This is a genomic window from Priestia sp. MDV22-iso46, assembly GCF_058629175.1.
On sequence record NZ_JBZVWT010000003.1, the window covers coordinates 164,093 to 177,051 of the forward strand.

The following is a 12,959-nucleotide window of genomic DNA, read 5'->3' on the forward strand; positions in this document are numbered from 1 at the left end:
ATTATATAAAAATATGTAATAAAATTCAATATTATGTATAAAAAACATACGGTAAATATAAGAGGAGGAAAAAGTAAATGAAATTAATTTGTGAATCGTTGGAAAAAGAAGACTATACGCAAGAACTTCTAGAGGTGAACTTTACACATCCTTTGATTCAACAAAAGGTACGTGAACTCAAAAGCGGCTTGCCTCATTCTTCCCTAGAGTACATAAAAAAAGCATATGAGTTTGTGAGAGATGAAGTATCTCATTCCTGGGATATTCAAAGCAGAATCATCACGAAAACCGCTTCAGAGGCTTTAAAAGAAAAGGAAGGAATTTGTTACAGCAAGTGTAATCTATTAGCCGCTTTGCTGCGTGCAGAAGGGATTCCAACAGGCTTTTGTTATCAAAGACTGATACTTGGAGATACAATAGACACAGGCTACTGTATTCATGCGTTAAATGCTGTCTATATCGAAATCGAAAAGAGGTGGATTCGATTAGACGCAAGAGGAAATAAAGAAGGAGTGCAGGCGGATTTTTCGCTAAAAAAAGAAAAATTAGCTTTTACAGCGAATTCTGCACGGGGGGAAGTGGATTATTCACTTATTTATACAAAACCTCATAAAGAAACAATGGACGTGTTGTCTCAGCATGAAGACTGCCTGGATATGTATTTACACCACTTGCCTACTGAGCTATAAAAAGAGGGTGGAACAAAAGTAGTGTAGTTAAAAGAAGATTCAAACGAGATGGATTTTTTATAATATAGGTGCTTCTAGCTGGTGATTGGAGGGCAAGACGAAGACTCCTGCGGGAAAAGCGGAAGGGGTGAGACCCCGCAGGAGCGGAAGCTACGAGGAGGCTCACCGGCCGCCCGCGGAAAGCGAAGTCTTGCACGGAAATCAACAGCGGTGTAACAAGCAGTTCAGCTCACCTCTCCAATTTGTTCGTCTTTAGGCAAAATGGACTTAGATACCTCAACCTCTTCACCATTTTAAACGCTTTCCTGCACGGTGGCTGACGGTCTTTTAAACGCAGCAACAAACCACACAATATTCGTAATCAGCAAACCTAAACAAGAAATCATTATTCCTATAATTGAAGATAAGTTTCCTGAGAAATCTTCTAATCCGAATAAAAACAGAGCCGGCATCAGTAATAGAGTACTAGCAGCGATTAAAAGTCCGATGCTGCAAAAAGCAGCCATGACAAATTTTAAAAAATGCATTCCTATCAGATAAAAAGCTAAAGGCAACAAATATAAAAACAGAACCATGCCAAGAGATAACCACAGCCCTGTTGAGCCGAACGTATTAACGTTGGGGCCTGAATCTGCTAGAGGAGAAAGCGAACCAAGAACCAAAACGAAGCAGAAAAATAGGGCGGAAAGCAAAGTGGTGACTATCACACTATTTTTTGCTGTAGAATTACGCACTGTTTTTTAACCTCCTTTCCAATAAATAAGCATATGGATTAATTTTACAATAAAAAATTCAATTAAAAAACCATTTCTTTACAAAAACCTTTGATAGGTTGGATAATAATGAAGAGAAGCCGGGTTAAGATAATACACGTGTACATATTTTTTGTGTGGACCTGGATAGTGGGTTTCGTGCCAGTATTGCGCCAGTATTGTTTGAATAGGATGCGAATGAGGGGCTTCGCCGTAATGTCCGTAGTAGAGGCCGCTGCCTGAATAAGGAGAATACATAAAATCACCTGCCTGCTTAAATGAATGTGTTACACGGTATGTTTTTATATGGATTAACGTTCTTCTACAGTGTAAAAAGGGCACAAATAGGTCATTGGCTATATGAATGCTCCATTACAGTAAAAAAGACCTCTAAAAGCAAGAGGTCATAAGCTAAGCATCTGTATGTTCTTCACTTGGATTCCTTTGAAAATCCAAAAAACGAGTTCCTTGAAACGTCAGCATTCCTTCGTCGCCTTCTGCAAGCATGCCGTATTCGCGGCCTGAAACAGTAAATTCAGAGCGGTCGGTGCTTTCAAACTGAAAGGTTACGTAGTAGGTTGTAGACGTGTGAGAGTGATGATGTTCGTGAGCGTGACTGTTGTGGCGGTGGACGTTTGTCCGTTTGCCCGTAACTTTTGCTTTTACGGAGAGACGGGGAGACTGCTCATTTTTACTCCACGTGCCGATTCCTTTAAAAATAGAAAATAGAAAAATACCAATAACTATAACAAAAAATAGCATCACAAACGTAGGCATTCCGTTAAATAACGCGTCATCTGGAAAAAAAGCGCCTCCGCTTACGTCATCGGGCACATCACCTTCAAAAACAATGTCATCTCCGGACGGGTCATCTTCAAATATCATTTCATCTTCAAACATTCGTATTCCCCCTTACTATAAATACGATTACTGAATGGAAAAAGTTTCATCTTTATAGTAGTCTTATGATAGGATAGCTAGTTACTATTCATACATATGAGTGAACAAGGAAAAGGAGAGATACACATGGGGAAATACAAAGTTGTTATGTCTGGAAAAACGTGGCCAAATGCTTACGAGAAGCTAGCGGAGCACTGCGATATTCAAATGTGGGAAGGAGAAGGAAAGATTCCACAAGAAACGCTGCGCGACTGGCTTCGTGACGCTGACGGCTTTTTTAATATCGGCCACATCACAGTGGACGAAGAGCTGTTAGAAGCAGCACCGAACCTGCGCGTTATTTCTCAATCAGGCGTAGGGTATGACAGTGTAGATGTCGAAGCATGCACCAAAAAAGGCGTGCCGTTTAGTAATACGCCAGGCGTGTTAGTAGAAGCAACGGCTGACTTAACGTTTGGTCTCTTGCTGTCAGCAGCTCGCCGCATTCATGAAGGCTATGAAAAAGTGAAACAAGGAAACTGGGAAACGGTATTTGGCGTCGATTTATTTGGAAAAACGCTTGGTATTGTTGGAATGGGCGATATCGGAAGCGCCGTTGCCAGACGAGCAAAGGCATCGGGGATGAACATCGTTTACCACAACCGAAGCCGCAAGCATGAAGCAGAAAAAGAGCTTGATGCCGTATACCTTTCGTTTGAAGAACTGCTTCACACAGCTGACTGTATCGTATGCCTAGTGCCGCTTTCAAATGAAAGCAAAGGCATGTTCGGAGAAGAGGAATTTAAAGCAATGAAAAGCAGCGCGTATTTTGTAAACGCAGCGCGCGGAGGATTAGTGAACACTGAAGCACTTTACGAAGCGCTGAAAAATGAAGAAATTGCATATGCTGCACTGGACGTAACAGACCCAGAGCCGCTTCCGGCAGATCATAAGCTGCTGCAGCTTTCAAACGTGCTGGTAACACCGCATATTGGAAGTGCTACGTACGAAACGCGCAATCGCATGGCAGATTTAGCCGTCCAGAACCTGCTTTTAGGTCTTGAAAAAAAGCCTTTAGTGACGTGTGTGAATGAAGAAGTGAATTACAAGTAAGGAGAGATTTTTTGTTAAAAGCATTACAGCTTATTCTTTCAATTATTACTGTTGGACTGGCTCTTTATATCATGCTCACTCACAGTTACCAGTTTCTTTCGTTTTTAAATATACTGCTCGGGTTTACCATGCTAGTTTTAGGAGCAATCGAGTGGCAAAAAAGAAAGAAAACCAGCGCGTGGCTGTTGCTTTTAGTTGCGCTGTTTAGCTGGTTTGTCGGTATTTACCGCATGACCATTTAAAAACGCCTGGCAAATGCCAAGCGTTTTTTTTTAATGTGCTTCCAGCTGTGCTTCTAACACTTTTTCAATAACGGAAGCTACTCCGTTTTCATCGTTCGTTAATGTAACATCATCAGCTAACGCTTTAATTTCCGCGTGCGCATTTGCCATAGCGATTCCTTTTCCAGCCGTTTGCAGCATCGATACGTCGTTAAAGCTGTCTCCAATGGCAATGGTATCATGAAGAGAGCCGCCAAGCTCTTTTACCACGTATGTTAATGCGTTTCCTTTTGAGGCGTCTTTGTGTTCGAGTTCAAAGTTGTGATCAGCGGAAGAGACAAGGGTCATGTCATGCTGCTTGCTAAAGTGATCCCAGCCTTTTTTTCGCTTTTCATCATCAAATGAAAAAGCTAACACGTTATAAAGCTCAGCGTTTGTATTTAAAATATCTTCATAGGATGCAACAAAGGCAAATCCCGTTTGGCTGTATTGCTTAGCAGCAGCGTGATGAAGTCTTTCTTCGTCCACGTTTTTATTGGCGCTTTTTACCCGGTCAATTTCAATGGCGAGCAGCTCTCGGCCTGAGTTTGGTGTATAAATCGCATGTTCGGCAAACACTTCATAATAAAATTCGTTTGCATCCAGCCACTGAAGCGCTTCTTTTACGTGATGTGCATCAATCGGAACCGAATGTCTTAGCTGTCCGTTCGGGTCATGAATAGTCGCTCCGTTTGCGGCAATCACCCAAAGGTTTGAAAGCTCAGCTTTTTTTAAAATTTCCTGCACGTCGAAATAAGCGCGCCCTGTAGCAACCACGACTTCAACTCCGTGTGTTTGCGCTTTTTTAATTGCTTCTGCATTAATTGTGCTAATTTCACTGCTGCTATTTAAAAGAGTTCCATCTAAGTCTGTAAAAATCATCTTCATAAAATATCTCTCCCTTTGACTATTATTACTTGTTTTTGCGTGTTTTATCTTGTTTATCCTACAATAAACGAAAAAACACTGATAATCAAGCGTTTTTACATTGTTTTTACAAAAGAAACAAGTATAATAAAGTAAAAAGCAGAAAGAAAACAGGTGAACAAGCAATGTTAAAACAAGAAAGACGCAAACAAATTATGAATTTGCTTGAAAAAGAAGGGCGCATTGTAGCTACGACGCTTAGCCAAACGCTGAATGTTTCAGAAGATACAATCCGCAGAGACCTGCGGGAAATGGACGCGCTTGGTCTGCTGCAGCGTGTACACGGAGGAGCGCTTCCGCGTTCCACGTCTGCGGTTGATTACAAAGAGCGAAAACGTGAATTGATGGATGTTAAGCATTCACTTGCAGTTGCGGCGCTTCCGTTAATTAAAGACGGGCAGGTGCTCTTGATGGACGGAAGTACAACAAATATTCAGCTCGTCAAAGCTTTTCCAAAAAATTTAAACGTTACGGTTATTACAAACAGTCCGTTAATTACCGTTGCACTAGCGGAACATGACTTTGTAGAAGTTGTTTCTCTTGGAGGAACGTTTCGAAAAGAATCGATGGTCACGGTAGGACAAAGCGTGGTTGATACGCTTAAACAAATTCGAGCGGATCTTTGTTTTTTAGGCGTATACGCAATCGATCCTAAAATCGGGATGAGCATTCCTTTGCTTGAAGAAATGCACATTAAAAGCCAAATGATTAAAAGTGCGAGTGAAGTAGCGGCTATTGTAACAGCTAAAAAACTCAATACATCGTCAACGTACACGTTCAGCTCAGCCAACTCGCTAGATTGGCTCATTACAGAAGAGCATGTGAACGAAACCGTGTTAAATGCTTACCGCGAAATCGGCATTGAAGTAATCACAAATAAATAGTAGTTTTAGTAAGGAAGTATATGGTAATGTAGAGTAAAAAGGAGCTTGAGCGATGAGCGAACAAATTGGATAAATGATCTAGTATGTTCGCTTGTTACAGCGCTGTTGATTTCGGTGCAAGACTTCGCTTTCCGCAGGAGTCTTCGTCTTGCCCTTCAATCAACAGCTAGAAGCCGCTACATATATGAACGTTCACTATACTAATAAAAATCCGAACAAATTTGATTCTCAATCAAGAATCAAACTCGTGCGGATTTTCCTTTGACTAAAATACTTTTGTCCCAGCCTTGTTTTATTATTATTTTTCTGAATCAGAACGAAACTTCGTGCTGACAAAAATAATGATGGCTAACAAAATAACAATGGGCAGCCAAATAATTTCAAATTTATAAGCAGGCTCTGCAAGTGCAGCGATAACAGCGCCAAAGCAGTAAAGTACAAGAGACAGCGCGCGAAGAATGGCATCGGTTGTAAACGTTTTGCGGTAGCGAGGGCTGCGCAAACGTGCCGTTACGTCTTCAAAGAAATTAGCAAGCGTTCCCGTTAATACGGTTGTTGAAATTCCGGCTACGCCAAGCTTTCGAGCAGCCGTTGTTTGAAGTCCCATTGCTGAGCTTAGTAAGAAAATAAACAAGTAAGTTAAGTGTAAAGAAGGAGAAAACGAAGATAAAAGTGCAAAAACAAGTAAAATTAATCCTTCTATTCCAAGCGCGATCGTTACGGCTTTAGGCCAAAACGTTTTTTCTTTGTTTCCAACAAGGATTGCAGCGCCTACAACTCCTACAATAAAACCTCCTAAAGCTGTCAGGGAGTGAAAAACAGTTGTTTCAAGAGAGTTTCCGATTGCTAGCCCAAGCAGTACGATGTTTCCGGTCATGTTTGCCGTAAAGATATGGCCAAGGCTTAAGTAGCCAATCACATCGACGATACCCGCTGTGACACAAAGAACCAGCAAAATAATGTTTCGATAAGTAGAATTCGTCACGGTAAGTCATCCTTTCTTTTTATACCAACTAAACAGTTTACCGTGAAGAAAAAAAATCTGTCCAGATAGTTGTCTTACAAATTTTTAAGCGTGTCCCACCCAAAAGCCACTTCAGATAGAGATGTACCCTCAATAACAACCTCAGCACGATCGATTCTTTTTCCGCCAAGCGCTTCGTAAAATTGACAGGCGCCGTTTTGTTCAAAAGCCCATGTGAGCATCGTATGTATATGTTGGTTTACTAGCTCTTGCGCTATTTTATGCATAAGCGCTTTTCCAATCCCTTTTCGCTGATGCTCTGCGAGTAAATACATTGCATATAGTTCTCCGGTATAGGAAGGGTGCTTATTGGTTCTTTCTTTGCCATAAGAAGCGAAGCCGACGATTTGACCGTTTTCTTCTGCAACAAAAACAGAATTTGACTCCAGCTGCTTTTTCCAAAGAGGTTTTCGCTTTTCAGCGCTCAAAGAATCTAAAAAAGAATCCGGAACAAGTCCTTTATAAGTTGATTTCCAGCTTTCTACGTGTACATTTGCGATGCCCGCTTCATCGCCAATTCTGCCTTGACGTATCATATGCTCACCTCATTTTTTCTATATTTTAACATAATTTTAAAGCGGGCATCCCCGTTTTTCCGTTTTCTTTGTATATATATAGTAGCTATTTTACATAACAAAGGAGATGATATAATGAGTAAATTATTATTAAAAGATCAGCCGTTAATTGTACTGCCAGCGCTTGCAGTTAAAGTAGGAGTGAACGGAGCGCTGTTTCTTCAGCAGCTTCACTACTGGCTTGAAAAAAGCGTAAATGTACAGGACGGATATACGTGGGTATATAATACAAATCAGCAGTGGCTGCAGCAGTTTCCGTTTTGGTCGCTTTCAACGATTCAACGCATCATTTCAAAGCTTGAAAAAGAAGGACTGATTATAAAAGGAAAGTACAACCGCTCTAAATTTAACAACACGGTCTGGTACAGGATTGATTATAAGAAACTAGAAGAGCTTATGCCAAGCGATGAATTTGAAGAGCTCGAAGATGTCAATTTGACAGAAGGGGAAAGTCAAATTGAAGCAGCGGAGCCGGTCACAGTGAAGGCGTCATTAACAGAGACTACAGCAGAAAATACAAATCAAATAAAAAGAGAAGAAGCCGCGCATGGCGCTTACGTACAAACGTTAGAAGCCGCTTTTATTGCTAGAAGAAACCGAGGAGTGTATCCTTCAGCCAGTGATTTAAAGCATATGTACGAAGTCGCAAAAAGCGAAATACCCGTAGAAGAGGCGCTATCTGGACTGCAGGAAGCATTTGATCACTACGTGCCTAAATACAGCGGCGATACCATTCGAGCATTTGCCTATATTAAACAGCATCTTTTTCATAAGCATTATGTAACGTCACAGCGTACGCTAGCAAGTCAACAGACTGAAAAGCCGCTTTCCTACGCTAATAAAAAGCGCTTCATTCGCAAGGAAATGACGCCGGATTGGCTAAAAGAAAATGAAGAGCTAGAACCTCCAGCTCCTGCTTTTAAAGACGATGCTCACTTTGAAGAAGAAAAGAAAAAGCTTGCTGAAAGTCTTCGTGAGCTGGAGCAGGAATTAAAAAATAATTGAAAATACCACTGGACTTTTATAAGATAAAAGATAGTAAACCTTTTGAATACGAAAGGTTTACTAGGTAAAAGAAAAGCGGCTCTTAAAGAAGGTGCGCCATAAACATGATAAAATTTTTGTTTTTGCTGTTCATGCCTATAATCTTTGTTTTTTTCGGTTTGTGGCTTATCCAAAATGTGTTGGTAACATTTGTGTGCTTTTACGGCTGGATGTTTATGATTTTATATGCGAATAATAAAATTAACTTGAAGGTAGCGCTTACAAAAAAATCTCTGTATGTGGGAACTCTGAGCGGAGTTCTATGTGCCGCTGTGATAATTGGAAGCAGCCTGCTTTTTTCTGGTAAAATCTTTCATGTAGAAGATATGCAAGCGGTTTTGCAAATATGGGGATTTAGCGGATGGAAAGTTATCATTTTAGCCGTCGTTTTGATTTTTATTAACCCTTATTTAGAAGAAATGTATTGGCGAGTCTATATACAGAATAAAGTGAAGAAGCATCTGTCCTTACCTGCTTCAACCATTGTTGCATCAAGCTTTTATACGCTTTATCACCTGTTTATTATTCTGCCCGTTTTTGCGTTTCCTTTTAATTGGATCTCGGCTGCAGGCATTTTTTTAGCAGGTATAATGTGGGCATGTATAAGGGAGCGATATGGTGCCGAAGCGGCAATTATTAGTCATGCGTTAGCGGACGCGGCGATCATGATCGTATACGGATTATATGTAAGATAGTGGTATTATGTCAAAAAACCATGAATCGTTATTCATTTATAACTTGTTTTCATGGTATAATAACAATAATAGTAAAATTTTATCAACACATTTGAATTGAAATAATGTATACTTGTAATACAAAGATTGAAGCGTTTACATAAATCGGAATACACATAGTTAATCTGGGTCCGATGAAAACTAAAAAAAAGAGAGAGATAATTACTTGGAGGAGGAATAGAAGTATGTTTGTACCTATTGAGCGTAAAAAAGTATCTAGTCAAGTGCTTGATCAATTAAAAAAGATGATTAAAGAGAAAACGTTCCCGCCAGAGTCTCGTTTGCCGTCGGAACATGAGTTATCCAAAATGTTTGGAGTGAGCCGCGCACCAATTCGTGAAGCGCTAAGCGTTCTTTCTGCCAGCGGCTTGATTGAATCAAGACAAGGCGGAGGAAGCTACGTAAAGCGTGTAAACTTAGTGGGCATGCTTGATCCAATGACGTTTGAAATGGTTGAAGCAGATCAAGTTCTTGAATTAATTGAAATGCGTATTATCATCGAGTCGCAAGCAGCAAGCTTAGCTGCGCTGCGCCGTACGGATGAAGAACTGATTGAAATTAAAGAATCGTTAGAAGCGTTTAAAAAGACGGTTCATAACAGTGAAGAAATTGGACATGAAGCGGACTATCGTTTCCATCATGATATTGTAAAAGCTGCTCATAACTCATTCCTTCTTCATGCTGTAGAAGATTTAGGTCATTTGTATCGAAAAGCGCTTGCTTATTCGTTAAATAAAAGCCAAAAAGAAAATCGTAAGCAAACGGATGCCGACCATGAGCGTATTTTTGAAGCAATTAAAAATGGAGAGCCAGAAGAAGCAGCAGAAGCGGTTCGTGATCACTTAGAGCACGTTCGCCAAAAAGTAATGGTATCTCAATGATAAAAAAACGACAACCCAAGGGGTTGTCGTTTTTTTTATTAGTAAGACCATTCATTCATGTGAGGAAATAACACACGTTGAAAACGAAAATTCATGCTTAGACCGGTGCGGATGTGCCGGCTTTTTTTGTTTGCATAAGGGGAAAGTATCTAATTATACTCTTTAATAATCAGAAAATACAGTATTGTTAATAATTTTACGGCGTGGTATTTTATTAACAAATGTTACTTTTATTTACATATTAATGTCAGTAAATCTGACATTAAGAGGAAGAGGAGGGATAAGATGCTTTCATCAAGCGTCGGGTATTTGATTTTACTGATTTTTGGAGGAGGTTTTACGGCCGTTACAATTATGATGCAGCGCCGTCAAGGAAAGGAAATGACGGCTGAGCAGTTTAGTACAGCCGGAAGAAATGTAGGCGTTGGGCTGGCGAGTGCATCCATTATTGCTGCATGGACATGGGCCGCTACGTTAATGATGTCTTCTTCCACAGGCTATCAGTACGGCATTAGCGGACCGTATTGGTACGCAGCGGGAGCAAGCATTCAAATTTTGCTGTTTGCCATTGTCGCGATTAACCTGAAGAAAAAAGCGCCGAACGCTCATACGTTTTTAGAATTTATTGCACAGCGTTTCGACGTGAAAAATCATCGTTTAATGCTTGGCTTTGCTCTTATGACAAATATTATTGTGACCGCCATGGTTATTTTAGGAGGAGCCATTGCTTTAAACTCTCTTACCGGGATGAATATTTTTGTTGCCGCTTTTTTAATTCCTCTTACGTTTACCATCTACACCATGATTGGCGGTTTAAAAGCCTCATTTGTTGCTGATTATTTTAACACCGTTTTTATTTTCATTATTTTATTTATTTTTGCTGCTGCCGTCTATTATAAGTTCGGCGTAACAAGCGTGTACGAAGGGCTGAAAAATCTGCCTTCGTCACAGCATATGCTTACGATGGCATCGGTGCCGGGCCTTTTGTTTGGGATGATTAATATTATCGGGAACTTCGGTACGGTCTTTGTAGATCAAGCTTACTGGCAGCGTGCCATTGCAAGTAAAAACAGCGCTGCTTCAAAAGCGTATATTTACGGCGGAATTGCCTGGTTTTCGATTCCGTTTGCCGTTGCCACTTTCCTAGGTGTAAGTGCGGCTGGGCTTGGAATTGCTGTAGATTCACCGGATTCTATCGCGCCCGTTATGGCGTCACACGTGCTTGGAAATCTAGGTTCTATTTTGTTTTTAACGATGCTGTTTATGGCGGTAATGTCGACAGGAGCGGCTGAATTAACGGCGATCACAAATATTATCGTAACGGACATTTACTTGCGATCTATCAATCCAAAAGCAAGCAGTAAAAAAATCTTAAGCACGTCGCGAAAAGTGACGCTTGGCTTTGGGCTGGCGATGGGTGTGTTTTCCATTTTACTGTTTTACTTAGGAATTAGTCTTGGGTTTGTGTATATGGCCATGGGTATTTTCGTCAGCGGAGCCGTTATTCCCGTTACGCTTGGACTGATGTGGAAAAAAGCGACGAGTACAGGTGCATTTTACGGCGCGCTTTTAGGGATGATTGGCGGCGTTGTCGCATGGAACACATCTACTTATTTAATTAACGGTCACATTGATGTAGAAGCCCTTGGCGGACTGTATCCAATGCTTATTGGAAATTCTACCGTTTTTATTATCAGCGGAGTTATATCAATCGGACACGGTCTGCTTGCCAAAAAAGAATTTGACTTTGATGAACTAAAAGACAAATTCAAAAGCTTTGATGAACATGGAGATGAACCATTAAGGGAGGAAGTGGCGTATGGATCCACAACAACAGTTAAATAAAGATGCAAAGCTTTGTACGCGCTGGGCGCTGGGACTTACATTTTTGTTTGTCCTCTTGTTTCCAGGCGTGATGTTTTTAACGGGCTATCAATACACGCTGTCCTTTTTTAAAGGCTGGACGTATCTTGCGTTTGGCTGGCTGATTATCGCAGGGATTTGTATTATTGTGGGGCCTGTGGTTGAGTTTGTGAGGGAGAAGAAGGAGAGAGATACAGTTTAATTTGTCAAAACAATATGAATTTCAAATGTGTTAGTTATAAAAAAAATCACAAATCATATTCTAGTGAATATGGTTTGTGATTTTTTTGTGAAGATATTTAAAATTATGTTAATTTTTAGTAAAGTAGGCTTAGTTCCATAAAACTACATTATGGTTTTAAATGGATTTTACTATTTTATCTGATTGTCTTTTGACATAAATGAAAGGAGGTGAAGTGATTGCACATCGTCTCTTTAGAAAAAGCATGTTATGCAGAACTTCAAGCAGTAGGTTCAAAAGCTTACAATCTCTCAAAAATGATTCAGCACGTTTCTCATATCCCTACAGGATTTGTTTTAACATCTCACGCGTTACATTCCTTTTTAACGTTTAACCAAATAGAAATAAAAGCAGAAGATAGCAGCGTCATAGAAAAGAAGATTCAAAGCGGCACGTTTCCTTTAGGTCTGCAAAAAGAAATTGTTTCTTCGTATGCCAATATTCAAGGTGCTGGTGTGAAAGCCGTAGCCGTAAGATCTTCTTCCGCACTTGAAGATTTGGAGAATGCGTCTTTTGCCGGACAGTATGAAACGATATTAAACGTAAGAAACAGAGAAGAACTTTTGACAAGTATAAAAAAATGCTGGGCTTCTTATTTTTCATCCGTGGTTCAAGCGTACGCCGAAGATAAAGAAATTTCGCTTTCTAATCCCCAGATGGGTGTCCTTGTACAAGGAATGGTTGAAGCCGATGTATCCGGAGTGATCTTTAGCGTGAATCCTATTACAGAAAGTGAAGATGAAGTAGTCATTAACGTGGCGTACGGCTTAGGAGAGGGAATCGTATCAGGTGGTGTTACGCCGGATTTATTTATTATTCATAAACAGACAAAAAGTATAATGAAAGAACTAGGATCAAAAGAGTATAAGCTAGTGTCAGGTTTTACAGGAATAACAAAAGCTGTGACAACGGATAAAGAAAAAAATGAATTTTCTATATCAGATGAAACAGCACTACAGCTGCTTCGTTTAACGAATCAAGTAGAGCAGTATTGTCAGTACGCTGTAGACATTGAATTTGCCATAAAAAATAAACATATTTATTTGCTTCAAGTGAGACCTGTTACTACATAATGAAAAGGAAAGGGGAAATC

The 12,959-nt window shown here is 40.2% G+C and carries 16 protein-coding genes; 11 read left to right on the plus strand and 5 right to left on the minus strand.

What is annotated here, in order from left to right:
- The first annotated feature begins 77 nt into the window (after nt 1-77).
- Nucleotides 78-689, plus strand: coding sequence for a transglutaminase-like domain-containing protein (locus AC4NPH_RS18050; RefSeq protein ID WP_097812292.1), 612 nt, complete (start codon nt 78-80; stop codon nt 687-689).
- Between the two features lie 81 nt (nt 690-770).
- Nucleotides 771-905: a hypothetical protein gene (locus tag AC4NPH_RS18055; protein WP_013058223.1), complete on the plus strand. Its 135-nt coding sequence runs from the start codon at nt 771-773 to the stop codon at nt 903-905.
- Between the two features lie 77 nt (nt 906-982).
- Here the strand turns inward: AC4NPH_RS18055 and AC4NPH_RS18060 are convergent, their stop codons facing one another.
- Together AC4NPH_RS18060 and AC4NPH_RS18065 are read right to left on the minus strand one after the other, a co-directional pair.
- Nucleotides 983-1,423: a DUF5391 family protein gene (locus tag AC4NPH_RS18060; RefSeq protein WP_097812291.1), complete on the minus strand. Its 441-nt coding sequence runs from the start codon at nt 1,421-1,423 to the stop codon at nt 983-985.
- Nucleotides 1,424-1,852: 429 nt separating this feature from the next.
- Entirely contained in the window at nt 1,853-2,341 is a 489-nt protein-coding gene (locus AC4NPH_RS18065) for a DUF2500 domain-containing protein (protein WP_097812290.1), read from the minus strand.
- 126 nt (nt 2,342-2,467) lie between these two features.
- Here AC4NPH_RS18065 and AC4NPH_RS18070 point away from each other — a divergent pair, with 126 nt between their 5' ends.
- Both AC4NPH_RS18070 and AC4NPH_RS18075 read left to right on the plus strand, forming a co-directional pair.
- Nucleotides 2,468-3,433, plus strand: a complete 966-nt coding sequence (locus AC4NPH_RS18070; protein WP_013058220.1) for a 2-hydroxyacid dehydrogenase — start codon at nt 2,468-2,470, stop codon at nt 3,431-3,433.
- Nucleotides 3,434-3,444: 11 nt separating this feature from the next.
- Entirely contained in the window at nt 3,445-3,675 is a 231-nt protein-coding gene (locus AC4NPH_RS18075; RefSeq protein ID WP_029323305.1) for a YczI family protein, read from the plus strand.
- Between the two features lie 30 nt (nt 3,676-3,705).
- Here the strand turns inward: AC4NPH_RS18075 and AC4NPH_RS18080 are convergent, their stop codons facing one another.
- Nucleotides 3,706-4,581, minus strand: a complete 876-nt coding sequence (locus tag AC4NPH_RS18080; RefSeq protein ID WP_098602511.1) for a Cof-type HAD-IIB family hydrolase — start codon at nt 4,579-4,581, stop codon at nt 3,706-3,708.
- A gap of 164 nt (nt 4,582-4,745) precedes the next feature.
- On the opposite strand from AC4NPH_RS18080, the gene AC4NPH_RS18085 reads away from it, so the two are divergent.
- Complete coding sequence (locus tag AC4NPH_RS18085) at nt 4,746-5,504, plus strand: DeoR/GlpR family DNA-binding transcription regulator (protein ID WP_014458988.1); 759 nt, start codon at nt 4,746-4,748, stop codon at nt 5,502-5,504.
- 298 nt (nt 5,505-5,802) lie between these two features.
- Here the strand turns inward: AC4NPH_RS18085 and AC4NPH_RS18090 are convergent, their stop codons facing one another.
- Nucleotides 5,803-6,489 (minus strand): YoaK family protein, encoded by a 687-nt coding sequence (locus tag AC4NPH_RS18090; RefSeq protein WP_013058215.1) that lies wholly within the window; start codon nt 6,487-6,489, stop codon nt 5,803-5,805.
- A gap of 74 nt (nt 6,490-6,563) precedes the next feature.
- The gene (locus AC4NPH_RS18095; RefSeq protein WP_013058214.1) at nt 6,564-7,064 is read right to left on the minus strand and encodes a GNAT family N-acetyltransferase; all 501 of its coding nucleotides are present in this window, start codon (nt 7,062-7,064) and stop codon (nt 6,564-6,566) included.
- A 114-nt stretch (nt 7,065-7,178) separates the two neighbouring features.
- On the opposite strand from AC4NPH_RS18095, the gene AC4NPH_RS18100 reads away from it, so the two are divergent.
- The 6 genes from AC4NPH_RS18100 (at nt 7,179) to AC4NPH_RS18125 (ending at nt 12,939) form a co-directional block, all read left to right on the plus strand.
- Nucleotides 7,179-8,108 (plus strand): hypothetical protein, encoded by a 930-nt coding sequence (locus tag AC4NPH_RS18100; RefSeq protein ID WP_491938840.1) that lies wholly within the window; start codon nt 7,179-7,181, stop codon nt 8,106-8,108.
- A 104-nt stretch (nt 8,109-8,212) separates the two neighbouring features.
- Nucleotides 8,213-8,842, plus strand: a complete 630-nt coding sequence (locus tag AC4NPH_RS18105; RefSeq protein ID WP_491938841.1) for a CPBP family intramembrane glutamic endopeptidase — start codon at nt 8,213-8,215, stop codon at nt 8,840-8,842.
- 224 nt (nt 8,843-9,066) lie between these two features.
- Nucleotides 9,067-9,762 carry a FadR/GntR family transcriptional regulator gene (locus AC4NPH_RS18110; RefSeq protein ID WP_013058211.1) on the plus strand — a complete coding sequence of 232 codons (696 nt, stop codon included), beginning with the start codon at nt 9,067-9,069 and terminating at the stop codon, nt 9,760-9,762.
- A 285-nt stretch (nt 9,763-10,047) separates the two neighbouring features.
- Complete coding sequence (locus tag AC4NPH_RS18115; RefSeq protein ID WP_097812286.1) at nt 10,048-11,607, plus strand: sodium:solute symporter family protein; 1,560 nt, start codon at nt 10,048-10,050, stop codon at nt 11,605-11,607.
- Nucleotides 11,582-11,827, plus strand: a complete 246-nt coding sequence (locus AC4NPH_RS18120) for a hypothetical protein (protein ID WP_029323294.1) — start codon at nt 11,582-11,584, stop codon at nt 11,825-11,827. The genes AC4NPH_RS18115 and AC4NPH_RS18120 overlap by 26 nt, the downstream gene beginning before the upstream one ends.
- 218 nt (nt 11,828-12,045) lie before the next feature.
- Nucleotides 12,046-12,939, plus strand: a complete 894-nt coding sequence (locus tag AC4NPH_RS18125) for a PEP/pyruvate-binding domain-containing protein (protein WP_335482017.1) — start codon at nt 12,046-12,048, stop codon at nt 12,937-12,939.
- Nucleotides 12,940-12,959 lie beyond the last annotated feature (20 nt).